Below are 26,392 nucleotides of genomic sequence, written 5' to 3'. Positions count from 1 at the left end.
AAAATACTGTATACTTAAACAGTGTTGTGGGAGGCGAGCGATGCGCAAAATCATACATGTCGATATGGACTGCTTTTTCGCGGCGGTGGAAATGCGTGATAACCCGGCCCTGCGCGACATCCCCATTGCTATTGGTGGCAGTCGCGAACGCCGGGGTGTCATCAGCACCGCCAATTACCCGGCACGAAAGTTTGGTGTGCGTAGCGCAATGCCTACAGGAATGGCGCTAAAACTGTGCCCGCATCTCACCTTATTACCCGGCCGTTACGACGCATATAAAGAGGCCTCTCGCCAGATTCAGGCCATCTTCTCTCGCTACACTTCGCTCATCGAACCCCTTTCGCTGGATGAAGCCTATCTTGATGTGACCGACAGTCCGCACTGCCACGGCTCGGCCACGCTGATAGCACAAGAGATCCGTCAGACGATTTTCAACGAACTACAGCTAACCGCTTCTGCGGGGGTTGCTCCGGTTAAATTTCTGGCCAAAATCGCCTCCGACCTGAATAAACCCAACGGGCAATATGTGATTACTCCCGCGGATGTTCCCGAATTCCTCAGAACGTTACCGTTGGGGAAAATACCCGGCGTCGGCAAAGTCTCTGCCGCGAAACTGGAATCGATGGGATTGCGGACCTGTGAAGATGTTCAAAAATACGATCTGGCCCTGCTGCTTAAGCGGTTTGGTAAGTTTGGTCGTGTGCTGTGGGAACGTAGTCAGGGTATTGATGAACGCGATGTGAATAACGACAGGCTGCGAAAGTCAGTCGGTGTCGAGCGCACGCTGGCGGAAGATATTCATGAATGGTCGGAGTGTGAGGCGATTATTGAGCGACTCTACCCGGAACTGGAGCGGCGGCTGGCAAAGGTTAAACCTGATCTCTTCATCGCCCGTCAGGGGGTGAAGTTAAAGTTTAATGATTTTCAGCAGACGACGCAGGAACACGTCTGGCCGCGCTTAAATAAAGAGGATCTGATCGCGACGGCGCGCAATACCTGGAATGAACGTCGGGGAGGGCGCGGGGTAAGGCTGGTGGGATTACACGTAACGCTGCTGGATCCGCAGATGGAAAGACAGCTACTGTTGGGGATTTGACGCTAACGTATTGCCGGATGGCGGCGTAAATGCCTTATCCGGCCTACAAATCAGCGTGCAGGCCGGATGGCGACGTAAATGCCTTATCCAGCCTACAAACCAGCGCGTAGGCCGGATAAGCGCAGCGCCATCCGGCATTTATTGCAGAGACTTACTTCGCGGGAATAGACTTCAGCAGCTCGGTCAGAAGCGTCCAGTAATGACCGACGCTTTCAATATGAACCTGCTCATCCGGAGAGTGCGGACCGGTGATAGTCGGCCCAATGGAAACCATGTCCATATCCGGATACGGTTTCTTGAACAGACCGCATTCCAGACCTGCGTGGATAATCTGGATATTCGGCGTCTTGTTGAACAGACGCTGATAGGTTTCACGCACCAGGTGCATAACCGGTGAGTTTGCATCCGGCTGCCAGCCAGGATACGCACCTTTGGCTTCCGTTTTCGCGCCAGCCAGCTTGCCCAGGGAATCCAGCATGCTTACCACGTAGTCTTTACCGCTGTCGATCAGCGAACGAACCAGGCAGTGAATCTGTACATTATCGTCAGTCATGGTCACAACGCCAACGTTCAGCGAGGTTTCTACGACGCCTTTTGCCACGTCGGAATTGCGGATTACACCGTTTGGCGTCGCGTTCAGCAGACGAATGAAGCTATCGCGAGACTGGGTAGTCAGTGCGGCTTTGTCGTTGCTGACGGCATCCAGCAGCAGCGCCAGATTCTTCTCTTTGGCTTCCAGCTCGTTTTTCAGGATCTCCTGATACGTGCTGACCAACGCTTTTAACGCATCAACTTTATCGGCAGCAACGGCGAGGGTCGCAAAGGCTTCGCGCGGAATAGCGTTACGCAGCGTACCGCCGTTGAAGTCAACCAGACGCAGATCCAGTTCCTGGGCGTGGCCTGCCAGGAAGCGTACCAGCAGCTTGTTGGCATTACCGAGGCCAACGTGGATTTCGCCACCGGAGTGACCGCCTTTCAGGCCTTTTAAGGTCAGCTTAAAGTTCTGGAAGCCAGCAGGAATAGCTTCACGGGACAGCGGCAGGTTAGAGGTGAAGTCGATACCCCCTGCGCAACCCATGTAGATCTCACCTTCTTCTTCAGAGTCGGTGTTGATCAGGATATCAGCCTGCAGCCAGTTCGCCTGCAGACCAAATGCGCCGTCCATGCCCGCTTCTTCGGTCATGGTCAGCAGCACTTCCAGCGGACCGTGTACCACGTTGTCATCAGCCAGTACCGCCAGCGCAGACGCCATACCGATACCGTTATCTGCACCCAGCGTGGTACCACGGGCTTTTACCCATTCGCCATCAATATACGGCTGGATCGGATCTTTGGTGAAGTCGTGCACGGTGTCGTTATTTTTTTGCGGGACCATATCCAGGTGCGCCTGCAAAACAACCGGCTTGCGATTTTCCATTCCTGCGGTAGCGGGTTTACGAATCAGGATATTACCAACCTGATCGCGCTCGACGTGGAAACCTTTCTCCTGGGCCCAGCTCAGAATGTGTTCAGCGAGTTGCTCTTCATGGTAGGACGGATGAGGAATAGAACAGATTTTGGCAAAAATATCCCACAGCGGTTGCGGGGATAACTGAGACAGTTCAGACACGTTGAGTCTCCTTGGCGATGTCCTACAAAATTGACTTGCAGGCCACGGGGTTAGCGGAATTAAAAACACCACAAGTCAGGCTTGCGCGATGCGATTGAGAATACCACTTTCTTCGCTGACGGCTAGTATAAAGCATGCAAAAAGAGGCGCGGATTCCGCGAAACACTGGTTTTTAGTGCGTCAGGTCTCTATAATCTCGCGCAACCTGGTTCACCCTCAATTTATTAATTAGCCGTAGATAAACAGGCTGGGACACTTCACATGAGCGAAAAATACGTCGTCACCTGGGACATGTTGCAAGTCCATGCACGTAAACTGGCAAGCCGCCTGATGCCTTCTGAACAATGGAAAGGCATTATTGCCGTTAGCCGTGGTGGTCTGGTGCCGGGCGCATTGCTGGCGCGTGAATTGGGCATTCGTCATGTCGATACCGTATGCATCTCCAGCTACGATCACGACAATCAGCGCGAACTGAAAGTGCTGAAGCGTGCGGAAGGTGACGGTGAAGGTTTCATCGTGATCGATGACCTGGTAGACACCGGTGGTACCGCCGTTGCTATCCGCGAAATGTATCCTAAAGCGCATTTCGTCACTATCTTCGCTAAGCCGGCAGGTCGCCCGCTGGTGAATGACTATGTGGTTGATATCCCGCAGGATACCTGGATTGAGCAGCCGTGGGATATGGGCGTGGTATTTGTTCCGCCGATCTCTGGTCGCTAATCTAAAAAGTTTTCAACGCCCGCACTGCCGGGCGTTGTTCTTTTTGTGCGGTGTCAGGTTACACTATGCCTTAGTGAGTACTCATGGAGGCCGTAATCATGTCGCAGGCTAACCTCAGCGAAGTTCTGTTTAAACCCCGCTTCAAACATCCTGAAACGTCAACGTTGGTTCGTCGTTTTAACCACGGCGCGCAACCGTCTGTGCAGTCCGCTCTGGATGGCAAAACAATCCCGCACTGGTATCGCATGGTGAATCGCCTGATGTGGATCTGGCGTGGGGTCGATCCGCGTGAAATCCTTGAAGTGCAGGCGCGTATCGTCATGAGCGAAGCCGAACGCACGGATAAAGAGCTCTACGATACGGTCATTGGCTATCGTGGTGGGAACTGGATCTACGAGTGGGCGAAGCAGGCGATGGACTGGCAACAGAAAGCGTCTATGGAAGAGGACCCGCAGGTGAGTGGTCGCCACTGGCTGCATGCCTCCACGCTGTACAACATTGCAGCATACCCGCATTTAAAAGGTGATGAGCTGGCAGAACAGGCGCAGGCCCTGGCCAACCGCGCTTACGAAGAGGCGGCCCAACGACTGCCAGGTACGCTGCGCGAGATGGAATTTGCCGTTGCCGGCGGTGCGCCGGTAACCGGTTTCCTGCACATGCCAAAAGGCGACGGCCCGTTCCCGACAGTGCTGATGTGCGGCGGCCTGGATTCCATGCAAACCGACTACTACACCCTGTATGAGCGCTATTTCGCTCCGCGTGGTATTGCCATGCTGACGCTGGATATGCCTTCGGTCGGATTCTCGTCAAAATGGAAATTGACCCAGGATTCCAGCCTGCTGCATCAACATGTATTAAAAGCGCTGCCAAATATTCCCTGGGTTGATCATACCCGTGTGGCAGCATTCGGTTTTCGCTTTGGCGCTAACGTCGCAGTACGCCTGGCCTATCTTGAATCGTCGCGCCTGAAAGCTGTGGCCTGTCTGGGACCGGTGGTCCATGCGCTGCTTAGCGACCCACAGCGTCAGGCTTCAGTACCGGAAATGTATCTTGACGTTCTGGCCAGCCGTCTGGGGATGCACGATGCGTCCGATGAAGCACTTCGCGTCGAGCTAAACCGTTATTCATTAAAGGTACAAGGGCTGCTGGGCCGTCGCTGTCCAACGCCAATGCTCTCGGGGTTCTGGAAAAACGATCCGTTTAGTCCGGAAGAGGAGTCTCGCTTAATTACTTCGTCATCTTCTGACGGTAAGCTGCTGGAGGTTCCGTTCAACCCGGTGTATCGCAATTTTGACAAAGCGCTGCAAGAAATTACCGGGTGGATCAATCATAGATTGTGTTAATAGATTGCTAAATTTTATTGGTTTGGTAAAACAGTTGCTTCACCTAAGGAGATCGCAATGACGTTACCGAGTGGACACCCGAAAAGCAGATTGATCAAAAAATTCACCGCGCTTGGCCCATACATCCGCGAAGGGCAGTGCGAAGATAATCGATTCTTTTTCGATTGTCTGGCTGTTTGCGTCAATGTGAAACCGGCGCCAGAGAAACGTGAATTTTGGGGCTGGTGGATGGAGCTGGAAGCGCAGGAAAAACGCTTTACGTACAGCTACCAGTTTGGTTTGTTCGATAAAGACGGCAACTGGACAGCTGTGCCGATTAAAGAGACTGAAGTGGTAGAGCGACTGGAATACACCTTACGCGAGTTTCATGAAAAATTGCGTGGGTTGTTAACGACGCTGAATCTGGCGCTGGAGCCTGCTGACGACTTTAAGGATGAGCCGGTTAAATTAACGGCATAATGAACAGAAAAAAGCCGGATGGCGGCGCAACCTCATCCGGCTTTTTTTATGCTATATCAAAACTGGTAGACCATACCCACCGCGACGATATCATCATCGTTGATGCCGAGCTTATTATTGCTATCCAGTTGGTTGATTTTATAATCAACAAAGGCTGACATATTTTTGTTGAAATAATAGGTCGCACCCACGTCGATATAATTCACCAGATCTTCATCGCCTACGCCTTCAATATCTTTGCCTTTTGACAGCACATAACCCAGAGATGGACGCAGACCAAAGTCAAACTGGTACTGAGCGACCACTTCGAAGTTCTGAGTTTTGTTAGCAAAGCCACCGGAAATAGGTGTCATATTGCGCGTTTCAGAATAGAACGTTGCCAGATAAATATCATTGGCATCATATTTTAAACCTGTCGCCCAGGATTCTGCTTTATCGCCAGTACCCCGGTTTTGCAGGTTCTGCTGATTGGTACGGTCAGAGTTGGTATACGCACCACTGATAGCGAAATCGCTGCCGCCAAAGTCATACGTCACGGAGGTACCAAAGCCGTCGCCGTTCTGTTTTTTCACATCGCGATCCTGGTTTTTGCCCTGATATTGCAGGGTAAGATCCAGACCATCAACGACGCCGAAGAAGTCGGTATTACGGTAGGTGGCCAGGCCGCTGGCACGTTTGGTCATAAAGTTATCGGTCTGTGCGGAAGAGTCACCGCCGAATTCCGGGAACATATCCGTCCACGCTTCCACGTCATACAGCGCACCCAGGTTACGACCATAATCAAACGAGCCAAAATCTTTTAATTTCACACCGGCGAAAGCCAGACGTGTTTTTTGCTGATTGGTTTCGTTTTCCGCTTTATTTCCTGCGAACTCAGCTTCCCAACGACCATAACCGGTCAGTTGATCGTTAATTTGCGTTTCGCCTTTAAAACCTAAGCGGATATAGCTCTGGTCGCCATCTTTGCTGTCATAATCAGTCATGTAGTGCATCGCTTTGACTTTGCCATACAAGTCCAGTTTATTACTGTTCTTGTTATAGACTTCTGCCGCCTGTACGGACGCCGATGCAACAATTCCCATCACCACTAATGCCAGAGTGCTCTTTTTCATTTTCATTCCTGATTTAAAGTACGCGCTAATATTTACTGGGTGTGATCCCCGTTAAAAGACAGGAAGGTTTTTAACGTCTGGCAATGAACGTTTTATGACAAAGTAAGAATATTTTTAAAAAAGAATGTTTTTTTGTGTCTGTAATAAATGCGTCAAAATCTGCCGCTACGCTTGCTGATCCTGCGCAATAAAATTTCATGCTTTGTGCGCTGGCTGTTGGCAACCGGAGCCAGTCCTGCTAAAACGTTCGTTTGATATCATTTTCCCCAATTTTGAATGGCAGAGAATCATGAGTGACAGCCAGACGCTGGTGGTAAAACTTGGCACCAGTGTGTTAACGGGCGGATCGCGCCGCCTGAACCGCGCCCATATCGTCGAACTGGTTCGCCAGTGCGCGCAGCTCCATGCCGCAGGGCATCGTATTGTTATCGTTACCTCGGGCGCGATTGCTGCCGGGCGCGAGCATCTTGGTTACCCTGAACTCCCGGCGACGATAGCGTCGAAACAACTGTTGGCGGCGGTAGGGCAGAGTCGATTGATTCAACTATGGGAACAGCTGTTCTCAATTTACGGTATTCATATCGGCCAGATGCTGCTGACGCGTGCGGATATGGAAGACAGAGAGCGCTTCCTCAACGCCCGCGATACGCTACGCGCGCTGCTGGATAACAATATCGTTCCTGTCATTAATGAGAACGATGCGGTGGCGACCGCCGAAATTAAAGTCGGTGATAACGACAACCTTTCGGCGCTGGCGGCGATCCTGGCGGGTGCCGATAAGCTGCTGCTGTTGACCGACCAACAGGGTCTGTTTACTGCCGATCCGCGAACTAACCCGCAGGCGGAACTGATCAAAGATGTTCACGGTATTGATGATGCGCTGCGCGCCATTGCCGGAGACAGCGTCTCTGGTCTGGGAACCGGGGGGATGGGAACTAAATTACAGGCTGCCGACGTGGCTTGCCGCGCGGGTATCGACACCATTATTGCCGCAGGCAGCAAGCCGGGCGTCATTGGTGATGTGATGGAAGGTGTTTCCGTCGGTACACGTTTTCATGCGCAGGCTTCTCCGTTGGAAAACCGTAAACGCTGGATTTTCGGTGCTCCGCCTGCCGGGGAGATTACCGTCGATGAGGGTGCTACCGCGGCGATTCTGGAGCGCGGCAGTTCATTGCTGCCAAAAGGCATTAAAAGCGTGACAGGCGACTTTTCTCGTGGTGAAGTGATCCGCATCTGCAACCTCGAAGGGCGTGATATTGCCCACGGCGTCACGCGCTATAATAGTGACGCGTTACGCCGTATTGCCGGGCACCACTCACAACAGATTGACACTATTCTTGGCTATGAATATGGCCCGGTTGCTGTCCATCGCGACGATATGATTACCCGTTAAGGAACAGGCATATGCTGGAACAAATGGGCATTGCTGCCAAAGCCGCGTCGTATAAGCTGGCGCTACTCTCCAGCCGCGAAAAAAACCGCGTGCTGGAAACCATTGCTGATGAGCTGGAAGCGCAAACGGAAAGTATCCTCAGCGCGAACGCACAGGATGTTGAACAGGCGCGTGAAAATGGCCTGAGCGAAGCGATGCTTGATCGCCTTGCACTGACCCCGGCACGCCTGAAAGCCATCGCTGACGACGTGCGTCAGGTGTGTAATCTCGCTGACCCGGTAGGGCAGGTGATTGACGGCGGTCTACTGGATAGCGGTCTGCGTCTGGAGCGTCGCCGTGTGCCGCTGGGCGTGATTGGCGTGATTTATGAAGCACGTCCTAACGTCACCGTTGATGTGGCTTCGTTGTGCCTGAAAACGGGCAATGCGGCGATTCTACGCGGTGGGAAAGAGACGTATCGGACTAACGCCGCCACTGTTGCCGTGATCCAGCATGCGCTGCAAGCCAGTGGTTTACCGGCTGCTGCGGTGCAGTCGATTGATAACCCGGATCGTGCGCTGGTCACTGAAATGCTGCGGATGGATAAGTACATCGATATGCTGATCCCTCGCGGTGGCGCAGGGCTGCACAAGCTGTGTCGTGAACAGTCGACTATCCCGGTTATCACCGGTGGTATTGGCGTATGTCATATCTATGTAGATGATACGGCTGAGATCGCCCCGGCGCTGAAGATTATCGCCAACGCCAAAACCCAGCGCCCGAGCACGTGTAACACTGTCGAGACACTGTTGGTGAATCAGAGTATCGCTGAGCGCTTCCTGCCTGCTCTAAGCCAGCAAATGGCAGAAAGCGGCGTGACGCTTCATGCAGATGATGCCGCACTAGCCGTGTTGCAGGCCGGACCGGCAAACGTCGTGGCGGTAAAAGCGGAACAGTATGACGATGAGTTTTTGTCGCTGGATCTGAACGTGAAGATTGTTGCCGACCTGGATGATGCTATTGCTCATATTCGTGAGCATGGTACTCAGCATTCCGATGCGATTCTGACGCGTACGCTGCGCAACGCCGATCGTTTTGTGAATGAAGTCGATTCTTCCGCCGTGTACGTAAACGCCTCGACCCGTTTTACCGATGGCGGTCAGTTTGGGCTCGGTGCGGAAGTCGCCGTGAGCACGCAAAAATTACACGCGCGTGGCCCAATGGGGCTGGAAGCACTGACCACTTACAAGTGGATTGGCTTTGGTGACGATACGATTCGTGCGTAATTGAAACCGGGTGATGCAAAAATAGGCGTTTGATTCACAAGGCCATTGACGCATCGCCCGGTTAGTTTTAACCTTCTACCCCGTGTTCGCATTCGTGGACATGTCCTTATCAGGGCCGATATAGCTCAGTTGGTAGAGCAGCGCATTCGTAATGCGAAGGTCGTAGGTTCGACTCCTATTATCGGCACCATTTCTCTATTTCTTCGGACTGATTTTTACCCTTTCCTGTACCAGGCCCAGCCCGTTTGATGTCATCAGCACGATGAGCAACATCTCATTGTACGCAAATATATCTTCTGTATTACCGCTATCCTTCCTGCAGAAAAAGGAGCAGCGACAGCCGCTCCCTTCTGGCATCAGGATTTTGGGAACACCCAAACATGTTTTTCAGGTAACGCCAGGTGGCAGTGCTGCGGATCGCGTACTTCGTTGCCGTAGGCGCGGATGACAAAATCATCAGCGACGGTGCGGAACAGGTACTCCCAGCGGTCACCGAGATACATGCTGGTGAGCAACGGGAGAGCCAACTGGTTTTCGCCTGGTCTATCGGCCAGCACCACACGTTCAACGCGGATCACCGCGGTGCCCTCATGGCCAACCTGAACGCCGTCACCCGCCTGACCCCACAGAACCCAGTCACGTCCTTCAATACGTGCTTTGCCGTCACGCACTTCAGTGACTTTGCCATGCAGACGGTTGTTGCTGCCCATAAATTCAGCGGTGAACAGCGTTTTTGGGGAACCATACATCTCTTGCGGCGTACCCTGTTGTTCAATTTTGCCGTTGTTGAGTAGCAGAATGCGGTCAGAAATCGACATCGCTTCTCCCTGGTCATGCGTCACCATCAGCGCGGACAACCCGAGATTAATAATCAACTCACGCAGGAATACGCGCGCTTCTTCCCGCAGTTTTGCATCAAGGTTGGATAACGGCTCATCGAGCAGGATCACGGGTGGGTTATAAACCAGCGCCCGGCCAATCGCTACACGCTGTTGCTGACCGCCAGAAAGTTGATGCGGATGGCGCTTACCCAGATGTCCCAGGCCCAGTTGATCCAACACCCCCTGTACCCGTTGGTTGATCTCTGCGGTGGAGACTTTGCGCAACTTCAGCGGGTAGGCCACATTCTCAAATACGGTTTTATGCGGCCACAAGGCATAGGACTGGAACACCAGCCCCAGGTTACGCTCCTCGGCTGGGATTTCGCTGCGCGGCGTACCGTCGTAGACTTTGTTGTTGCCGATGGTAATTGACCCTTGTGTCGGTTTTTCCAGCCCAGCCACGGCGCGCAGGAGGGTGGTTTTGCCGCTCCCGGACGGCCCCAGTAACGAAACCACTTCGCCCCGTTTGAGGTCCATGGTCACGCCCTTTAGCACCGGGTTATCACCGTAGGTTAAGTGCAGGTTCTCGACCGATAATTCAATCATGTAATTTCACTCCAAAACGTAGGGCAATACCCAAGCCCACCACCACCAACAGAATATTGATAAACGAGAGTGCGGCGACGATGTCGATAGCACCTGCCGCCCACAGAGATACCAGCATCGAGCCGATGGTTTCCGTGCCCGGCGACAGCAGATAGACGCCCGTTGAATACTCACGCTCAAAGATCAGGAACATCAGCAGCCATGAGCCAATCAGCCCATAACGTGAAAGCGGAATGGTAACGTGGCGGGTAATCTGCCCACGCGTCGCACCGGTGCTGCGTGCCGCTTCCTCCAGTTCTGGCCCCACTTGCAGCAACGTTGAGGAGATGAGGCGCAGGCCGTAGGCCATCCACACCACCGTATACGCCAGCCAGACGCTGAAAATGGTGCTCCGTAGCGAGCGCAGCCAGACAATCAAAGTGTCTCGCAACCACTGCGACCACGGCATACCGGATAACCAGCCGGATTTCAGCGCGTTATCGAGCCACATTGGTAAGAACAGGAATACCCACAGAAATGCCAGACCCGCGAGCAGGCCCGGCACTGCGCGGGGCACCAGCACGCTGTAGTCGAGAAATCGCGTGGTGTTATCCGGCTTGCGATGCATCGCGATACCGATAAACAGATAGCAACCTACCGCCAGCGCGCCGCCGATCACGCCAATCGCCATGGAGTTGACGATGGCCCGCAACAGATTCGGCTGTTCCCAGATGGTACGGAAGGTGCTGAGGGACAGCTCATCCCACAGCGACACACCCACCCCCCAGTTGGAGATAAACGCACGCAGCACCACGCCCATCAACGGTACGCCAATGGTGATGGTCAGCCAAAACGCAACCACAGCACCCGCTATCCAGCGCCATTTACCCAGCGGTAACGCGCGGGCCTGCGAGGCTTTACCCTTCATGGTCACGAAGCGGTTAGCGGTACGCATCAGGCGACGCTGTAGCATGACCAGTGGGATGGTCAGGCAGATCAGTACCACGGCAACTGCCGCCATCAGGTGATACGACGGCGTACCCAGTTTATTGGTCAACTGATACAGGTAGGTTGCCAGCACCATGTTGCCTTCCGGGTCGCCCAATACCAGCATCAGACCAAAGACTTCCAGACCGAGGAAAAACAGCAACACCACGGCGTACAGAATAGATGGGCGAACCATCGGCAGGCTGACTGATGTCATGACCTGCAGCGGGGATGCGCCGGAGATACGCGCGGCTTCCTCCACGTCTGAGCTCACGCTGCGCAGCGCTGACGAGATATACAGATAAGCGTGCGGTACGTGTGTCAGCCCTGCAATGACCACGATGCTCGACATGTCGTAGATATTCCACGGCACGAAGCCAATCAGCGATTGTGCCCACAGTGACAGGAAGCCTACTGGGCCCGCGGCCACCACATAGCCAAAGCCCAGCACCATCGGTGAAACAAAAATAGGCACCAGGATCAGCGGCTCAATCAGACGTCTACCCGGTAAGTCGGTACGTACCATCAGGAAGGCCAGTATACCGCCCAGAGGAATGGCGATAATGACCAGCCCGAATGCGAGAATAAAACCGCTTTTCAGTGCTTTATAGAAGTCGGGGTCGGTAAAAATAAAGCCAAAGGATTCAAGGCTCCAGTCCTTTGCCGGCGAGAAGAACGGCGCGGACAAAAAGCTTTGTATCACGATGAACGACAACGGCGTGTAGATAACCAGCGCGGTTAACAGCACGACGATGCCACGCGGCAAGCTTTGCCACTTTCTGCGTAATGCATTCATAAGCGGAGATCCGGTAACACGTATTCAGGAAACGAGCACCAGGCGCACCAGTGAACCGTGCGCCCGGTTCTGGCTCTTATTTGGCCGCGGCTTCACGCCACTGTTTGATGTAATCCAGACGTTTTTTCGGTTGCAGGTATTCAAGTAATGACTCATCAACCGGGATCGGCTTCAGCGCGCTACCCAGCATTTTGGTCATACCGTCGATGTCATTTTTACCTTCGATATCGTTGCGAATAGACGGAATATCGGCCTGGTTGGCGAGGATGTTTTGCCCTTTCTCAGACAGCACATAGTCCAGCCACAGTTTGGCGGCATTGCTATGCTCTGCCTGCTGGCTGATGAAAGAAACTCGTGACAGCACCAGGGTGTAGTCCTTCGGATAGGAAATGCCCAGTGACGGGTCGTTTTTGGCACGTGCTTCGGCGTAAGAGCCGAGGATATTATAACCAATCAGGTTTTCACCCGATGAAACCCGCTCCATCATCGTACCGGTGGACGATTGCACGGCTAACCCGCCTTTCGCCACGTCGGCCAATGTTTTGAAGTAGTTCGGATCGGCCTTGTAATCCAGCACCGATAGCATGAAGCCAACCCCGGATTTTTCGATATCGTAGGTGGTGACTTTGCTTTTGAATTTATCCACCTGGCCTGCAATCAGCTTGGCCAGTGCGGTGTGAGAATCCGGAACCTCGTTCGCCGGGATGAGGCGCTTGTTGTAAATAAACACCACCGGCTCGTAGGTGGTGCCGTAGGCTTTGTTGTGCCAAACAGCCCATTTCGGTAGCTGGTTCTGCTCTGCTGAAACATACTCCATGGCATAGTCGGTCGCGAGCTTCATCGCGGTATCCATGGAGGAGCTCCAGATGACGTCACCGCTGCCGCCGCCAGCAGCCTGTTCGCTGATATAACGGTTATACAGCTCGGTGCTGTTCATATCGTTATATTCAACTTTGATGCCCGGATAGGTGGCTTCAAAGCCCTGAATCAGCGGCCCAGCCGCTTTGGTATCCGTTGTGGAGTAAACCACGACTTTGCCTTCTTTGGTGGCGGCATCAACCACCTTTTGGTAGTCAGCCGGATACCCCTGCGGCAGTGCGGACAGAGCAGAAAACGACATGAAAACAGCAGCAGAGATCAGAGAGATGCGGAATGTGTTCGCCATTATTATTAACCTTCTAGTTACATTTAAGGAACTAAAAGTCAACATAGCGGATGGGAGGGGAGAGACAAGAGGGGGGAGAGAGCCGGCTGGTGGAAATGTGATTGTTGGCGTTGTTTCGGTAATTAACACCATAGAAACCGTGAGGGCGATGGGTTGAGAGAATAGAATACTCGCCGTTGTAGGCCGGATGGCGCTTCGTTTATCCGGCCTACAGTGATTGTTACTCCTGAGCCACCCTCCGGTACAGCCGCCTCGGATGCCCAATACTCCCATACTGAATCTCAATCACCACAAACCCAATTTCCACGCAATACTCCAGATAGCGGCGACCCGTGGTCTTGCTGATCCCCGCGTCTTCTACTACCTGTTCGACTGACCAGCTGGTGTCAGGATGCTCGCTGAAAATACGCTTCACCCGCTCGAGCGTTGCAGGCTCAATGCCCTTTGTTGATGGCTGGGTTGATGCCTCACCCGCGGGTAAATTGAACAGTTTATCCAGTGCATGTTGGTCAACAACTTTCACCTGGCGCAGAGTGTGTACCAGCAACATAAAGCGCTCCAGTGAGGCCCGCAGACGGTGGGAAAACACGGGTTTTAGCAGGTAGTCAAACGCGCCGCTGCGCATAGCATGGCTGCAGGTTTGCATATCGCTGGCGGCGGTGATGAATATCACCGAGCATTCAAACTGTTTGAGCAGCGGGCTATCAATAAGCTCAACGCCCTGACCGTCAGGCAAATAGTTGTCCAGCAGCAGCAGGCGCGGCCGATGACGGAGGATCAGCTCGCGGGCCTGTTCCAGCGATCCCGCGATCCCCACGATGCGCAGATGGAAGTTTTGCTCAATAAACTCCCGATGCAACTGTGCCAGATGTGGCTCATCTTCAACAATAACAACCTCAAGAGGGCGGATATCAGTCATGGGAAGGTCCTGTCGAAAGTAAAATCTGGAACGGGATGAAAACCGAAAATACGGTACCCTGCGGGATGTTATCGCTCATTTCGATGCTGCCACCGGCCCGACGAACATAGCCCGCGACCAGGTACAGGCCAATACCATGTTCTGCACCGGTGAGTTCGCTGCTGTCAGTGGGTTTACTGGTAAAGCCTTGCTCAAAAATATGCGGCTTCATGGCTTCATCAACGCCACAGCCCCGGTCAGCCACTTCAATCACCAGTTCGTGGTTGCGATCCGATATATACACTTCCACCGGCGCGGTACGTGCTGGCGTTTTCAGCGTGGCATCGACAGCATTGTCCACCAGATTACCTATTACTGACATCAGCTCCGTTTCGCTCAGCCCTTCCGGCAGGCGCGAGAGCTGGCAGGCAGGGTCGAAAACCAGCTCAACACCTTTCTCGCGAGCACCGACATATTTCCCCAGCAGCAGGCCGCACAGCGCCGGAGAGACAAACTGCCTGGAGAGGAAATCCAGCACCTGCTGGGCCCCCTCTGACTGTACCTGGATATAACGCAGCGCGTCGTCATAGCGCTGCATCTGCAGCAGGCCGACGAGCGTAGCCGTCCAGTTGAGCTGCTCGTGGCGCATGATACGCAGGTTATCGGCATAGCGGGTCACCTGGCTGAGTTGGCTGCTGAGCGTATTGATATCGTTCTTATCGCGGAAGCTGAATACCCAACCGCTTTGGGTGCCCGGCTCAACTTCAATAGCCACGCGGTTGACGATGGTTTCCCGTTGATTCAGGACGGTAATATGATCGTGATGGCGGCTGTCATAAGCGGTGTTGCCTGGCACGAAAAACGACGGTGGCAGCTGAATCACCTCATCCAGCGGTTTGCCGAGCAACGCTTGTTCACTCTGGCGAATATTGAGCATCTCCCTGGCGGCGCGGTTGATGAGTATTAGCTGCTTATCGGCATTCACCGCAAACACACCTTCGTACATGGCCTCCAGTAACGCCTTTTGCTGTAGCACCAACTGGGCGATATCTTTAGGTTCCAGGCCGAACATCTGCTTTTTCAGCGTGCGGGTCAGTAACCAGGAAAAAATAAACAGCAGCAGCAGCAGGGCAAGGCCGTACATTCCGGTGCGCCACAGCAGGCGGGCGTTGATATTGGCGATGTAGGAGGTGAGGTAACCGACGGAGACAATGCCGATTACCTGATGATGGTTATCGAAAATAGGTGCCTTACTGCGTAACGAGACACCGATCCCGCCCTTGCGCACTGTGATTATGGTTTTGCCCTTCAGTACGTCAGCATTGTCGCCGCCGATCATCGGCAGGTTAAGGCGCTCCGGGGATTCTGAGTGGTAAAGATGCTGTTCATGCGCATCGCCAATCACAATATAGCTGGCATCGCTTTCGGCGCGCAGCGGCTGAATCAGTTGTGCGATACCGGGAATATCCCGCTGCTGAACTTTTTCTGCCAGACCGGGAATCAGGGCAATTTCGCTGGCCTGTACCCGCGCGCGTTGGCCTAAATCGTGGTGCAACTGGCGGTCGATAAAGTGAAACAGCAATACGCCAAGCAGCGCCAGCAGAAGGCAGGAAAAAGCCACCAGTGAGAGGAACAGCTTTACCTGAAAGGACAATCTAAGTTTCATGTAGTCCGCAGCGGCCAGAGCAGAAAGGGTCATCTGAAAAGCCTATCATGCGAAAATACGAACCGTAATCGAGGGACGACAGAGTTGTGAACTGCCTACATTCTCCGCGAATTTCTGAGACAATAAACGGTATGTCGACGATGCGCTCCAACGGTTGTATCCATTGAAAATGCGCATCGTTGACGGTGATTTTTTGGGATCTTCCGGTCTATGACTCTGGGTGTCCGTCGATCGCGGCTTTCAGATCGCGATATTCTTCGCATTGGGTGCCGCAGATAGTCTTAATGGTTGCCAGCTCCGCTTTCGCCAGGTCGGGGCGGCCTTTAACCATCCATGCTTCCCCAAGATATTCGCGCACTTTCGCATAGTGCGGATCAAGGGCAATCGATCGTTGGTAGTAACCTATCCCTTCATCCGTACGCCCTAACTTGCGCGTCGCATAGCCTCGATAGTTCCAGGCTTCACGCGTATTGGGCTGCTGTAAGGTATCGAGTAAATTGATGGCATCCTGATAATGGCCGGTTTTCGCCAGGTGATACGCATACTGCGTTTTATCCTGATCGTCGATCATGCTGCTTTTTTCGGGCAAACATTTTTGGGTTTTGTTGTCGTAAACCTGACCCTTCGGGCATGTTGGTGTGGTGGTATCGTCATTTCCCATGGCGCTGGCTGCAGCGGAGTAGAGCAGCCCGCCTGAGATCAGGCAAATCAACGGCAGTATTTTCGTCATGGCGTGCATCTTCATGATCCTGTCCTCTCGGTATGAGTGAAGGTTCTTGCATGCTGTAAACCGCGCAGACCATGCTTTACTCATTATCGATGCCTATAAATTGACCTGCCGTTTATTTTTAATACACCGCTGATCCAGCCGATTGTTCTGCGGTATTTAGTAATGTCCTGAGTCGTGTGAACTATAGTAAAGATGGCCGTTATTTCTCATTATTAATAACCGTGAGTGGGGGATGTGCATGAAGAAGATTCTGATGCTGGTCGGGGATTATGTCGAAGATTATGAAACGATGGTGCCTTTCCAGGCTCTGCAAATGCTCGGTCACCGGGTTGATGCCGTCTGCCCGGATAAAAAACAAGGCGACTATGTTCAAACCGCCATTCACGATTTTGATGGGGCGCAGACCTACAGTGAGAAACCAGGGCATCGCTTCACCTTGAATGCGAATTTCTCTGATGCGCGCGAGGCGGATTATGACGCCTTGTTGATCCCTGGTGGGCGGGCTCCGGAGTATTTGCGTCTGAATCCGGATGTCATTCAACTGGTACAAGACTTTAACTCTGCGGGTAAACCTATCGCCGCTGTGTGTCATGGCCCGCAATTGCTGGCGGCAGCCGGGGTGTTAGAAAATCGGACCTGTAGCGCGTATCCAGCGTGTGCGCCAGAAGTTCGGTTGAGCGGTGGGCATTATGCCGATATCGGGATTGACCAGGCGCACGTCGACGGCAATCTGGTAACCGCGCCGGCATGGCCTGCTCATCCTGCCTGGTTGGCTAAATTTGTTGAAGTATTAATGAAGTAACGGGTACCGGCTTTGCAGGTCGGTATAACTCATACGGCTATACCGACTGCAAAAAATTACCGTTGCATGAGTGCGAATACTCCCCAGCCGAGATATTCCCGGGTGAAGGTGACATGGCGCCCCGGTGACGTCCTCAGTTGCTCTCTGACTTCCTGCGTAAAGTCATCGTTTGGGTTCACCTCCAGCCATCGAACTGCCCCCGCATGCCTGGGCAATATCTTTCGTGGCGGGTATTTGATGCCAGTAATAGTAAAATTTCTGGGAATATCCATCACTCTCTCCTTAGCGATTATCTAACTGGGCGCGAACATTGTTTAATCCGGTGGTGTTGATGCGGTAGGGCTGACCATTGACGGATTTGATCAGTTTTTTGGTTCTGAGCTTTTTAAACACCTCAAGCGTGCAGTCGCAGAGCAGCAATCCTTCGCGGCTATAGCATTCAACGGATGTGACGCGACCAGCGCTATCGCGGACGTGCGCAATTCGGCCACCTTTGGCGAGAACGTGTAAGGTACGTTGTTCCTGACGGGATAAATTCATACTGGGAAACCTGTTTAATCATCATGTGCAAAACGTGCAAACACACTGCGGTGTCCGCATTCGATTTCGGCGCATTGATAACCAGTCCGGCCTGATAAGGTCGGCAAACTGATTATCTGATGATGACATTCTCCAGCATCAAAGCCTCGGGTTGAGTTGAAAGGTATTTACATGGTGAATGATAACAGGCAGTCCCTCGAGGGGAACCCTTGTGATGCTAATTTGTGATCTGTAACCGCAGTGCGGCCACATTGTAGATAATGCCAAACACCGCTACCGCCAGCAGGAACAGGGATGAGATAAAAACGCTGTATCTGACAAACCGCGTGGGCATCCAGCGCTTGAAAATCACGATATAAAATGACAGAACGGCAACGTCAAAAATGACCCATACCAGCGTGAGTACCAGCATGCTGGTGGCGAAATTATGTGTAATGGTGATGAACTGTGGAAAGAATGAAACGAAAAACAGAATATCTTTCGGGTTTGACACGCCAATCAGAAAACCGTTGATAAATCCCCCATGAGACGGCTGACGAGAGTCTTCGCGGGCGGCTTGATTTCTTGCCCACAGGCTGCAAAACGCGCTATAGCCGATATACAGCGATCCGGCGAGACCCAGCACACACAGCAGCAGCGGAGAGAGTGATACCACCCCCGCCAGCATCAGCGCAGCAAGCGCGAGCAGTAGCAATGAAGCACCGTTCGTTCCGCATAGTGTCATAAAGGCCTGGCGATAGCCGTACTGTACCGCCGTCGCGGTAATCAGCGCCACAACAGGGCCAGGCGTTAGCAACAGTGTTAGCACTGAGAGGCTGTATACAGCCAGTAAAGCGAGATTCATATCTGATGATCCTGACGTTATTTTTCATCAGTATTCCGCTTGCGTGTCACATTGAAAAACGAATAAAACTGCGCTCTACTGTGAGTAAAACTCAACATAGAAGCCGATGATGACGCTACCCCCGCTGTATGCCCTGAGAGCTTTTGAAGCTGCTGCCCGTCTGGGGTCCTTTAGTAAAGCGGCTATTCAACTGAACGTCACGCCTGGTGCGGTAAGCCGTCATATCCGCACACTGGAAGCCTGGTTTGGTTGCGAACTGTTTGTTCGTAGCGGCCCCCGTATTGAGATAACGCCTTCAGGACAAGGGTTAGCGCAACAGCTGACGGTCGGGTTTCAAAGTTTAGAACATGCCTGCCATGCTTTCCGTAGCAGCAGTCATGAGCTGAGGTTGAAAGCACCCTCAACGCTGACCATGCGCTGGCTGCTGGATGTGCTGCGTCATTTCCGGGAAGCCCATCCAACGCCGGTGATTGAAATCTCCAGCGTGTGGATGGACACCGATTCCGTCGCATTCAGTCGCGAACCGTATGACTGTGCAATCCTGTTGGGGAATGGTTATTTTGGTGAGGATACGGACAGCCGTTTGCTGTTTCAGGAGTGGCTTATCCCGGTATGCGCGCCTGCGTTACAGGCTCAGGTGCAAAGTGATATCGCCGTCTGTGAATTGATTCATCCTTCCGCCGATCGCCGCGACTGGCGTCGCTGGCTGCAGCGTACTGGGGTCTTTCCTGCGTTGAACCTGGCACGTGGCAAAGTGTTCGATACCCTGGAACAGGGGAGTCTTGCGGCAATGAGCGGGCATGGGGTAGCGGTCGCCGATCTGCTATTAAGCCTGACGGCTATTCAGACCGGGATGCTGGCGTTACCGTTTAAACAGGCGGTCGCGACAGGAGAAGGCTATTACCTCGTCTGGCCAAAAGCGTCAACCCGGCTTCGAAATATTGAGTTGCTGTATCGCTGGTTAAAAGAAGCTGTGCCTGAGGCTGACATGGCAGAACTGCTCTGGCTGAAATAACCCGCTGAACACCATATTGATAACAATTCTCATTATTATTGTTGTGTTGTGCGGGTAATGGTAATGTTGCCACCAGTCGTACGTTGCAAATTCCATTTCCTGTGCAGAAGACAGCATGAACAACACCACCGCCCAGAATGCATCCGGACGTTTTACCCGCACCTTCTCCGTCAGTGAGTTTAGGGACTTTGGTGAGCGTTACGGGATCGATTACCGTTTTCCGTTGCTGGCGAAAAAACCGGGTCTTCCGTGTTCCAGTGCTGTGTTGCAAGGGGAAGTCGAGGAGATGATGCTCCCTTGCGGGATGTGCGTCACACACTCTGATGTACAGGTGCTGCAACCGTATGAAACCACCTCCCGGCACAGTAGCCCCTTGTATATGCTGGTGGTGCTGGAAGGTTGCGTGATACTGACGCTCAACGGGCAGGAACATGTGGTACGTTCCGGCATGGCGTTTAGTTCGCGTCTGAGTGAACGCCAGGCGATGAGCGCCCGCCACCCTGCAGACTGCAAGCTACGAACGCTATCACTTGGGTTATATCCTGACGGGGCATGGCGCACAGGATTACTCGAATCCCTTATGCGTGAGTGGGAAAGCTGCCAGACGCCAACGCTTATTTGGCAGGTGCCGGGGTTTTTACTCAGCGGATTACAATATGCGCAGCAGGGCTCGCTCAGCCAGGTTTCCCGCCAGTTGATGCTGGAAGGACTGATTTTACAATTATTTGGTCACGGTCTCAGTGTTTGTCAGGTAGAGAGCGGTACATGCCTCGCAGCCAGTGGCGAGCAGCAACGGCTGGAAAGTGTGCGTCGCCTGTTGGAGCAAACCCCTGAAAATGACTACACGCTTAACGAGCTGGCACAGCGCGCAGCGATGAGCCCCAGCAGTTTGCGCAGTAAATTTCGCATGGCCTATGGCTGCTCGGTGTTTGACTACCTGCGTGACTGCCGCCTGGAGCGCGCGCGTGGCTATTTGTTGGAAGGGTATAGCGTACAGCAAGCGGCATGGATGTCTGGCTACCAGCACGCCACCAACTTTTCTACAGCCTTTCGTCGTCGCTATGGCTTCCCGCCTGGTGATGTTCTCAAACTTTGCTAATCCATTTTCCCGTTTTATGCGCGTGGCAGATTAATAATTTGGCGTTGCGCATACGCAACCTGGCATTCGGCATAGCGACTCCTGATACAAAAATGGCAATAATTCTCATTTACAATTAGATATGCCTTGGGAGATGTTCATGTTCGCGAAGACTCGGTTGGCGCTGCTGGTAGGATGGGTGACCGGCAGCGTGGCTTTTCCTCTGCTGGCGCAGGAAACACCAAAAAACGATACGGTGGTTGTCACCTCGCAAATGCAGAGTGGGGCGACCAAGCTTGCCACACCGGATATCGAAACGCCGCAATCGGTCTCTATCGTTACCCGTGAACAATTTGAAGAGCAAGGTGCAACCAGCGTGCGGCAGGCCGTTAGCTACACGCCTGGGGTGTACAGTAACCAGATTGGTGCCTCCAACCGCTTTGACTACATTGTGCTGCGCGGTTTCTCTGATGGTAGTCTGGACAACGTCTATCTCGACGGCCTGAAAATGATGGGCGACACTAATTCGCACAGTTCGCTGGTGGTCGATCCGTGGTTTCTCGACAATATTGAAGTGGTGCGCGGCCCGGCTTCCGTGCTGTACGGCCGATCTTCTCCGGGCGGGATCGTGGCGCTGACATCGCGTAAACCGTCGTTTGATGCGGGCGGAGAAGTGAAACTGTTTGCCGGAAACAACAATCAGCGCGGCGCCGCGTTTGATGTCACCGGGGCGCTGGACGATAACGACCGCGTGGCGGCGCGACTGAGTGGCATGACGCGCTATGCTGATTCGCAGTTTGGCCCGTTGAAAGAAGAGCGCTACGCGCTGATGCCCAGTCTGACCTGGCGCATCACCGATCAGACGCGTCTTGACCTGATGGCCTATCTGCACCGTGACCCGGAAGGTGGCAGCCACTCTGGCCTGCCGTATGACGGCACCGTTGTGCCACACTATGGGCAGAAGATTGCCAACACCTTCTACGAAGGCGAGGACGAATACGACAAATACGATCGCCGTGAAAATATGGTCGGCTACAACATTGAGCACATGTTTGATAGCGGCTGGTCGGTGCGGCAAAAGTTACGCTATTTGCATACCGACGTTGAACTGAACCAGGTGTATGCGGCGGGCTGGTTGAATGAAACAGAGCTTAATCGCGGTTATTCCGGCTCAGACGAAAAAATGTCGGCGATTACCCTGGATAATCAACTGGATGGTAGTTTTGATACCTGGCAGGTCAATCATCGCTTGCTGGTGGGCATCGATTATCAGGATCGCAGCAACAATACTACCGGCTATTACGGGGCATTTCCGCCGATCGATGCGTTTAACCCGGTGTACGGGGCGAAGCCGGATTACATCAATATGTATGCGCGCGAGAAGCACAAGTTGCGCCAGACGGGCTACTATTTGCAGGATCAGATGTCATGGGATCGCTGGCGTATAACGCTCGGTGGCCGCTACGATCAGGTGAGCATATCGAATATTGATAAGCAAAACGGCACTCGCAGCGATCTGGACAAAAATAACTTCAGCAGTCGCGCTGCTCTGCTTTATTTGTTCGATAACGGTGTTGCGCCGTACATCAGCTATTCCACCGCCTTTACCCCAACCAGTTTTGCTGATGAGAACGGTAACCTGTTGGAACCGATGAAAGGCAAGCAGTGGGAAGCCGGGCTGAAATATGAACCGGAAGGGTTGAATAGCCAGTTTAGCGCGTCGGTGTTCCGCATTAATCAGACCAATATTGCCACCAAAGAAGAGCCGACCGATCCGTACCGTTCGATTGGCGAAATTGAATCTGAAGGGGTGGAGCTGGAAGCTATTAGCCAACTGACGGACAGTTTCCGTTTGCAGGCGGCGTATACCTACACCGATATTCGCTATAAGAAAAGTAGCCCGGAAGAACAGGGTAAGCGTGCCGTTTATGCACCGCGCAATCAGGCCAGCACCTGGTTAAGCTACGATGTGAAAAGTGGCCCACTGGAGGGGCTGACGTTGGGCTCAGGCGTGCGCTACGTTAATGGTATTACCAGCGATCGCCAGAATACTCACACCCTGCCATCGTATACGCTGGTGGATCTGGCGGTGGGTTATGACTTAACGAACATCGGTATAAAAGGACTGAGTGCGCAGCTCAACGTTAACAACCTGACCGATAAACGCTATGTCGCGGCCTGCAACTCGCTTTCTTATTGTTACTTTGGCGCAGAGCGCAGCATTGTTGGTAGCGTATCCTGGAAATTCTGAGTCTCTCTTTTTAGCCGGATGCGGCGCTGGCACCTTATCCGGCCTACGGTAGCGTGCAAATTGTAGGCCTGATAAGCGCAGCGCATCAGGCATAGTGAGTGCGGCTATTTTGTAAAACCGTTTTGCATACAAATCTGCGCGCTGGTTCTCAGGGTGAAGGCTAACTTGTCAGGATACTGACTGTAATAGTTATGTTCTTCTTCCAGCCCTTTTGCCTGCGCCAGACGTACCGTCTCCAACGAACAGGTTCGGTAGATCAAATCTTTATTCATATTACTCTGCTTCTCGCGCTGTTTATCTGCAGACAGCGCCAGCCAGCGTTCTGAAAGCGTATAATCGTAGACTACCCGATTATCTTTCGCCTGAACGTTCTCAATGGTAATGAATTCGTCAATTTTCAGTCTTGGCTGCCCGCGCATTTTTTTCTTATCTTCTGCGGCGGCATATTGCGCCAGCGCATTAATATCCATGCCGGCTATTTTTTGCTTATAGACTTCAACGTAAGCCGCAGGCTGCTGATAATGCTGAGCATAGGTATTTCTTAATTCCCCGTCACTCATTGAACAGCCAGCTAAAAATAAAGGTAATAGCAGCGTCAGTTTTGTTTTAGTCATGATGTTATCCCATTCATTATTGTGGTCCCCAGTCGCCCATAACAAAATAAACGTCATCGTATTACAGGTGATCTTTAGGTTTGTATAAACGGGGCGGCGACAGCACAAGTGCAATTATCTTAAAATGGTGGAGTAAGCGGGAAACCCTGCCAGAATTGGCAGGGTTAATGGATGAAGAAGATTAGAATTCCATTTTCACCGTGAACTGCACTTCTCGTGGGTCACCAATCTGATTACCCAGATTATTGGTGGCAATGGATGAGGTGTAATAGGTCTTATCAAACAGGTTTTTCACATTGAGCTGCAAGGTGACCGGATACTGCAGCTTCATTTTATAAGCGGCAAAGGCATCGGCGACAAAATAGCCCGGCAGATAATAGTCTGCGCCATTGGTTGCGGAACGGCGACTCACTCCATGACCCCCACCGCCAATCGTCAGGGTATTACCCATAAAGGCATTCTGAATATCGTAGGTGAGGAATAATGAGCCGGTATGCTTCGGTACATTAGGCAGCGGCTTACCTTTGTAATCAGGATCTTCCGTCACTTTCGCGGCGGTATAACCGTAGCTGGCGATGATATTGGTGTTGGTGGTCAACGAACCGGCGACATCCACTTCCACGCCTTGTGAACGCACGCGACCCGCCGTTTTCGCCACGGTTTCGCCATTGATCATTTCGTTGTACAGCACATTGCGTTTATCAATATCAAACAGGGCAATATTGGCGGTGATTCCGTCAAAGATATCGAATTTTGCCCCCACTTCATACGCTGTTGAGGTTTCAGGTGGCAGTTCGCCAATATAACTGGCGATAGAATATTGCGGCATGAAGGATCGCGACACGTTACCGAACAGCGATACGGACGGCGTCAGTTTGTAAACCATACCGAATTTGGGCACCCACTGTTGGTCGGTACTGTCGGTATTGACGTTGAACGGACGGCCTTTGCCAGCGTATTCGGTGTAGTACTGATAACGCATCCCGGCGACGGCGATCCATTTATCGGTCAGGTACAGCGCGTCCTGCACATACGCAGAATAGCTCTCTTGTTGAATGGTCTGATCGCTATCAGCGGCAGAAACGTTAGTACATTTACCCAACGTACCGTAGACAGGATTATAAATATTGAACCCTTTTACATTCTTACAGCGGATCATGTCGGTGCGTAGCAGATCGTAGTTCTCATAAGAGACACCGGTGAGGATCTCGTTATAAAAGCCAGCGATATCGACGTTGCCCTGCAAATCGGCACGTGTGGCGTGCATGCGCTGGGTGGAGCCTTGAGTGGCATCTACACGGCGGGTCAGATTTCCGGTGGCAGAATCATAAGCCATCACGCGAGCCTGATTATCGCTGTATTTATCCTGGCTAAAGCTGTAATCGAATTTCGCTGTCCATTCACTGTTGAAACGGTATTCGGCATTCAACTGCGCCAGATCTGATTCGCCATCGGTGATATTAAACGGCTCATCAAAACGGGTTTTGCTATCCACATTCACCGCGTGTTTGGTGTTGAGATCGAAAATGGTGCCGCGATCGAACGGGGCTTTATAGTCGCGATGTGAGTAGAGCACGTTGACGGTGGCGTTGTCGCCAAACCAGGTCAGGGACGGGGAGATGAAAGTGCTCTGATTCGTGCCGAAGTTACGCCAGTAATCCTCATGCTGATATTCGCCGATCAGGCGATAGGCCAACTGCGTGCCTTCAATCGGCCCGGTCACGTCAAACTGTCCTGTGCCGCCGCCGAAGCTGCTGGAGGTTGCTGAAATCGAACCGCCAAACTGCGTTTCCGGACGTTTGGTGACGACATTAATCAGCCCGCCGGGATCGAGAATCCCGTACAGGGTTGAGGCCGGGCCTTTCAGCACTTCCACGCGTGAGGTGGCGGCGTTAAAGCTGCGCGGCAACACGGTTTTCAGACCGTTGGTCATCACCGAGCCGTCACGGTTTGCGCCGAAGCCGCGGCGGACAAACGCATCCTGTGTGCCACCTAATGTGTTGGTTTGCACAACGTTACTGACGTTATACAGCGCTTCGTCCAGCGTCGTGACATGCTGATCTTCCAGAACTTTATCGCTGACAGTGTTCACCACTTGTGGAATATCCAACAATGGCATGGATGTCAGCGTTGCGGTGGACGAGCTCAGCGGTTGGTAACCCGATGTTACGGCCTGATCGGCAGAAGACGCATCTGCCCGAACAGTGATGGTATCTTCCCCTTTAGGCGGAGTTGTCTCTTTCTCCGCTGCGAATACCGTAGATGTTGTTGTCATGCCCAGAAAGAGAGCAGAGCACAATGCCCGCCCTTTCATCCCCGAAAAGTAAGTCGTTAACTCAGCCATTATTTTATTTATTCCGCAAAAGACCCTGCCAAAAATGGGCAGGGAAACAGGTTGATTCAATTCATTGCCCGGCTTGCCAGCCCTGCATTCATCCATCTGTAAACCAGCGTTACTGGCGTCATATGTGTAATTGAGAATCATTCAATCATGGGCGTTTGTAGTAGTAAACGTAAAAATGAAAAAGAAACTACAGGCGATTTACCGCAATTTAACCGTCTTTTTTTTGAAGGTATTTAATTTTCAATACATTGAAAAAGAA

General features: G+C 52.6%; 22 protein-coding genes, 1 tRNA gene and 1 pseudogene. 11 read left to right on the top strand and 13 right to left on the bottom strand.

What is annotated here, in order from left to right:
- The first annotated feature begins 40 nt into the window (after positions 1-40).
- Positions 41-1,096, top strand: coding sequence for a DNA polymerase IV (dinB, locus tag NNO02_RS16045; RefSeq protein ID WP_271455229.1), 1,056 nt, complete (start codon positions 41-43; stop codon positions 1,094-1,096).
- Positions 1,097-1,247: 151 nt separating this feature from the next.
- Here the strand turns inward: dinB and pepD are convergent, their stop codons facing one another.
- Positions 1,248-2,705: a cytosol nonspecific dipeptidase gene (gene pepD / locus NNO02_RS16040; protein ID WP_271442039.1), complete on the bottom strand. Its 1,458-nt coding sequence runs from the start codon at positions 2,703-2,705 to the stop codon at positions 1,248-1,250.
- Between the two features lie 261 nt (positions 2,706-2,966).
- On the opposite strand from pepD, the gene gpt reads away from it, so the two are divergent.
- The 3 genes from gpt (at position 2,967) to crl (ending at position 5,227) form a co-directional block, all read left to right on the top strand.
- Complete coding sequence (gpt, locus tag NNO02_RS16035) at positions 2,967-3,425, top strand: xanthine phosphoribosyltransferase (RefSeq protein ID WP_048212530.1); 459 nt, start codon at positions 2,967-2,969, stop codon at positions 3,423-3,425.
- 98 nt (positions 3,426-3,523) lie between these two features.
- On the top strand, positions 3,524-4,768 hold the full coding sequence (gene frsA / locus NNO02_RS16030) for an esterase FrsA (RefSeq protein ID WP_271442038.1): 1,245 nt from the start codon (positions 3,524-3,526) through the stop codon (positions 4,766-4,768).
- A 57-nt stretch (positions 4,769-4,825) separates the two neighbouring features.
- Positions 4,826-5,227 carry a sigma factor-binding protein Crl gene (crl, locus tag NNO02_RS16025; protein WP_005133595.1) on the top strand — a complete coding sequence of 134 codons (402 nt, stop codon included), beginning with the start codon at positions 4,826-4,828 and terminating at the stop codon, positions 5,225-5,227.
- 56 nt (positions 5,228-5,283) lie between these two features.
- On the opposite strand, the gene phoE is transcribed toward crl, so the two are convergent.
- Positions 5,284-6,339: a phosphoporin PhoE gene (gene phoE, locus NNO02_RS16020; protein ID WP_137384434.1), complete on the bottom strand. Its 1,056-nt coding sequence runs from the start codon at positions 6,337-6,339 to the stop codon at positions 5,284-5,286.
- A 289-nt stretch (positions 6,340-6,628) separates the two neighbouring features.
- On the opposite strand from phoE, the gene proB reads away from it, so the two are divergent.
- The 3 genes from proB to NNO02_RS16005 all read left to right on the top strand — a co-directional run bounded on the left by proB (position 6,629) and on the right by NNO02_RS16005 (position 9,187).
- A complete protein-coding gene (proB, locus tag NNO02_RS16015) occupies positions 6,629-7,732 on the top strand; it encodes a glutamate 5-kinase (protein WP_202039385.1) in 1,104 nt (367 codons plus the stop codon).
- A gap of 11 nt (positions 7,733-7,743) precedes the next feature.
- Positions 7,744-8,997 (top strand): glutamate-5-semialdehyde dehydrogenase, encoded by a 1,254-nt coding sequence (gene proA / locus NNO02_RS16010; RefSeq protein ID WP_271455228.1) that lies wholly within the window; start codon positions 7,744-7,746, stop codon positions 8,995-8,997.
- Between the two features lie 114 nt (positions 8,998-9,111).
- Positions 9,112-9,187, top strand: a tRNA-Thr gene (locus NNO02_RS16005).
- A 166-nt stretch (positions 9,188-9,353) separates the two neighbouring features.
- Here NNO02_RS16005 and NNO02_RS16000 read toward each other — a convergent pair.
- From NNO02_RS16000 to NNO02_RS15975, 6 genes are all read right to left on the bottom strand, one after another.
- Entirely contained in the window at positions 9,354-10,424 is a 1,071-nt protein-coding gene (locus NNO02_RS16000) for an ABC transporter ATP-binding protein (protein ID WP_271455227.1), read from the bottom strand.
- On the bottom strand, positions 10,417-12,186 hold the full coding sequence (locus NNO02_RS15995) for an ABC transporter permease (RefSeq protein ID WP_005133551.1): 1,770 nt from the start codon (positions 12,184-12,186) through the stop codon (positions 10,417-10,419). The genes NNO02_RS16000 and NNO02_RS15995 overlap by 8 nt, the downstream gene beginning before the upstream one ends.
- Positions 12,187-12,262: 76 nt before the next feature.
- A complete protein-coding gene (locus tag NNO02_RS15990; protein ID WP_271441881.1) occupies positions 12,263-13,351 on the bottom strand; it encodes an ABC transporter substrate-binding protein in 1,089 nt (362 codons plus the stop codon).
- A 220-nt stretch (positions 13,352-13,571) separates the two neighbouring features.
- The gene (locus tag NNO02_RS15985) at positions 13,572-14,270 is read right to left on the bottom strand and encodes a response regulator (protein ID WP_271441880.1); all 699 of its coding nucleotides are present in this window, start codon (positions 14,268-14,270) and stop codon (positions 13,572-13,574) included.
- The gene (locus tag NNO02_RS15980) at positions 14,263-15,915 is read right to left on the bottom strand and encodes an ATP-binding protein (protein WP_271455231.1); all 1,653 of its coding nucleotides are present in this window, start codon (positions 15,913-15,915) and stop codon (positions 14,263-14,265) included. Before NNO02_RS15980 ends, NNO02_RS15985 begins: the two co-directional genes overlap by 8 nt.
- 208 nt (positions 15,916-16,123) lie before the next feature.
- The gene (locus tag NNO02_RS15975) at positions 16,124-16,654 is read right to left on the bottom strand and encodes a tetratricopeptide repeat protein (RefSeq protein WP_442867916.1); all 531 of its coding nucleotides are present in this window, start codon (positions 16,652-16,654) and stop codon (positions 16,124-16,126) included.
- 223 nt (positions 16,655-16,877) lie between these two features.
- Between NNO02_RS15975 and NNO02_RS15970 the strand changes: the two genes are divergently transcribed.
- Positions 16,878-17,447 carry a DJ-1/PfpI family protein gene (locus NNO02_RS15970; protein WP_271449952.1) on the top strand — a complete coding sequence of 190 codons (570 nt, stop codon included), beginning with the start codon at positions 16,878-16,880 and terminating at the stop codon, positions 17,445-17,447.
- 56 nt (positions 17,448-17,503) lie between these two features.
- Here the strand turns inward: NNO02_RS15970 and NNO02_RS15965 are convergent.
- The 3 genes and pseudogenes from NNO02_RS15965 to NNO02_RS15955 all read right to left on the bottom strand — a co-directional run.
- Positions 17,504-17,638: pseudogene (locus tag NNO02_RS15965) on the bottom strand (SAM-dependent methyltransferase); the annotation flags it as partial.
- 91 nt (positions 17,639-17,729) lie between these two features.
- Positions 17,730-17,987 carry a YjhX family toxin gene (locus NNO02_RS15960; protein WP_048212521.1) on the bottom strand — a complete coding sequence of 86 codons (258 nt, stop codon included), beginning with the start codon at positions 17,985-17,987 and terminating at the stop codon, positions 17,730-17,732.
- 217 nt (positions 17,988-18,204) lie between these two features.
- Complete coding sequence (locus tag NNO02_RS15955; protein ID WP_271455225.1) at positions 18,205-18,831, bottom strand: LysE family translocator; 627 nt, start codon at positions 18,829-18,831, stop codon at positions 18,205-18,207.
- Between the two features lie 109 nt (positions 18,832-18,940).
- Here NNO02_RS15955 and NNO02_RS15950 point away from each other — a divergent pair, with 109 nt between their 5' ends.
- From NNO02_RS15950 to foxA, 3 genes are all read left to right on the top strand, one after another.
- A complete protein-coding gene (locus tag NNO02_RS15950) occupies positions 18,941-19,846 on the top strand; it encodes a LysR substrate-binding domain-containing protein (RefSeq protein ID WP_271455230.1) in 906 nt (301 codons plus the stop codon).
- A gap of 115 nt (positions 19,847-19,961) precedes the next feature.
- A complete protein-coding gene (locus tag NNO02_RS15945; protein ID WP_271455224.1) occupies positions 19,962-20,945 on the top strand; it encodes an AraC family transcriptional regulator in 984 nt (327 codons plus the stop codon).
- 121 nt (positions 20,946-21,066) lie between these two features.
- Positions 21,067-23,175 (top strand): ferrioxamine B receptor FoxA, encoded by a 2,109-nt coding sequence (gene foxA / locus NNO02_RS15940; RefSeq protein ID WP_271455223.1) that lies wholly within the window; start codon positions 21,067-21,069, stop codon positions 23,173-23,175.
- 104 nt (positions 23,176-23,279) lie between these two features.
- Here foxA and NNO02_RS15935 read toward each other — a convergent pair whose 3' ends face one another.
- Entirely contained in the window at positions 23,280-23,789 is a 510-nt protein-coding gene (locus NNO02_RS15935) for a hypothetical protein (protein WP_271449948.1), read from the bottom strand.
- A gap of 181 nt (positions 23,790-23,970) precedes the next feature.
- The gene (locus tag NNO02_RS15930; protein ID WP_271455222.1) at positions 23,971-26,133 is read right to left on the bottom strand and encodes a TonB-dependent siderophore receptor; all 2,163 of its coding nucleotides are present in this window, start codon (positions 26,131-26,133) and stop codon (positions 23,971-23,973) included.
- Positions 26,134-26,392 lie beyond the last annotated feature (259 nt).

It is taken from the genome of Citrobacter sp. Awk 2, assembly GCF_028069815.1.
In the GTDB taxonomy this organism is placed as follows: Bacteria; Pseudomonadota; Gammaproteobacteria; order Enterobacterales; family Enterobacteriaceae; genus Citrobacter.
Note: the sequence above shows the minus strand (reverse complement) of the source record. Positions and strands in the feature narration are given on the sequence as shown.

Coding starts and splice junctions, on each gene's coding strand:
- dinB (WP_271455229.1), top strand. CDS start 41: ATGCGCAAAATCATACATGTCGATATGGACTGCTTTTTCGCGGCGGTG.
- gpt (WP_048212530.1), top strand. CDS start 2,967: ATGAGCGAAAAATACGTCGTCACCTGGGACATGTTGCAAGTCCATGCA.
- frsA (WP_271442038.1), top strand. CDS start 3,524: ATGTCGCAGGCTAACCTCAGCGAAGTTCTGTTTAAACCCCGCTTCAAA.
- crl (WP_005133595.1), top strand. CDS start 4,826: ATGACGTTACCGAGTGGACACCCGAAAAGCAGATTGATCAAAAAATTC.
- phoE (WP_137384434.1), bottom strand. CDS start 6,339: ATGAAAAAGAGCACTCTGGCATTAGTGGTGATGGGAATTGTTGCATCG.
- proB (WP_202039385.1), top strand. CDS start 6,629: ATGAGTGACAGCCAGACGCTGGTGGTAAAACTTGGCACCAGTGTGTTA.
- proA (WP_271455228.1), top strand. CDS start 7,744: ATGCTGGAACAAATGGGCATTGCTGCCAAAGCCGCGTCGTATAAGCTG.
- NNO02_RS16000 (WP_271455227.1), bottom strand. CDS start 10,424: ATGATTGAATTATCGGTCGAGAACCTGCACTTAACCTACGGTGATAAC.
- NNO02_RS15995 (WP_005133551.1), bottom strand. CDS start 12,186: ATGAATGCATTACGCAGAAAGTGGCAAAGCTTGCCGCGTGGCATCGTC.
- NNO02_RS15990 (WP_271441881.1), bottom strand. CDS start 13,351: ATGGCGAACACATTCCGCATCTCTCTGATCTCTGCTGCTGTTTTCATG.
- NNO02_RS15985 (WP_271441880.1), bottom strand. CDS start 14,270: ATGACTGATATCCGCCCTCTTGAGGTTGTTATTGTTGAAGATGAGCCA.
- NNO02_RS15980 (WP_271455231.1), bottom strand. CDS start 15,915: ATGAAACTTAGATTGTCCTTTCAGGTAAAGCTGTTCCTCTCACTGGTG.
- NNO02_RS15975 (WP_442867916.1), bottom strand. CDS start 16,654: ATGCACGCCATGACGAAAATACTGCCGTTGATTTGCCTGATCTCAGGC.
- NNO02_RS15970 (WP_271449952.1), top strand. CDS start 16,878: ATGTGCATGAAGAAGATTCTGATGCTGGTCGGGGATTATGTCGAAGAT.
- NNO02_RS15960 (WP_048212521.1), bottom strand. CDS start 17,987: ATGAATTTATCCCGTCAGGAACAACGTACCTTACACGTTCTCGCCAAA.
- NNO02_RS15955 (WP_271455225.1), bottom strand. CDS start 18,831: ATGAATCTCGCTTTACTGGCTGTATACAGCCTCTCAGTGCTAACACTG.
- NNO02_RS15950 (WP_271455230.1), top strand. CDS start 18,941: ATGACGCTACCCCCGCTGTATGCCCTGAGAGCTTTTGAAGCTGCTGCC.
- NNO02_RS15945 (WP_271455224.1), top strand. CDS start 19,962: ATGAACAACACCACCGCCCAGAATGCATCCGGACGTTTTACCCGCACC.
- foxA (WP_271455223.1), top strand. CDS start 21,067: ATGCCTTGGGAGATGTTCATGTTCGCGAAGACTCGGTTGGCGCTGCTG.
- NNO02_RS15935 (WP_271449948.1), bottom strand. CDS start 23,789: ATGACTAAAACAAAACTGACGCTGCTATTACCTTTATTTTTAGCTGGC.
- NNO02_RS15930 (WP_271455222.1), bottom strand. CDS start 26,133: ATGGCTGAGTTAACGACTTACTTTTCGGGGATGAAAGGGCGGGCATTG.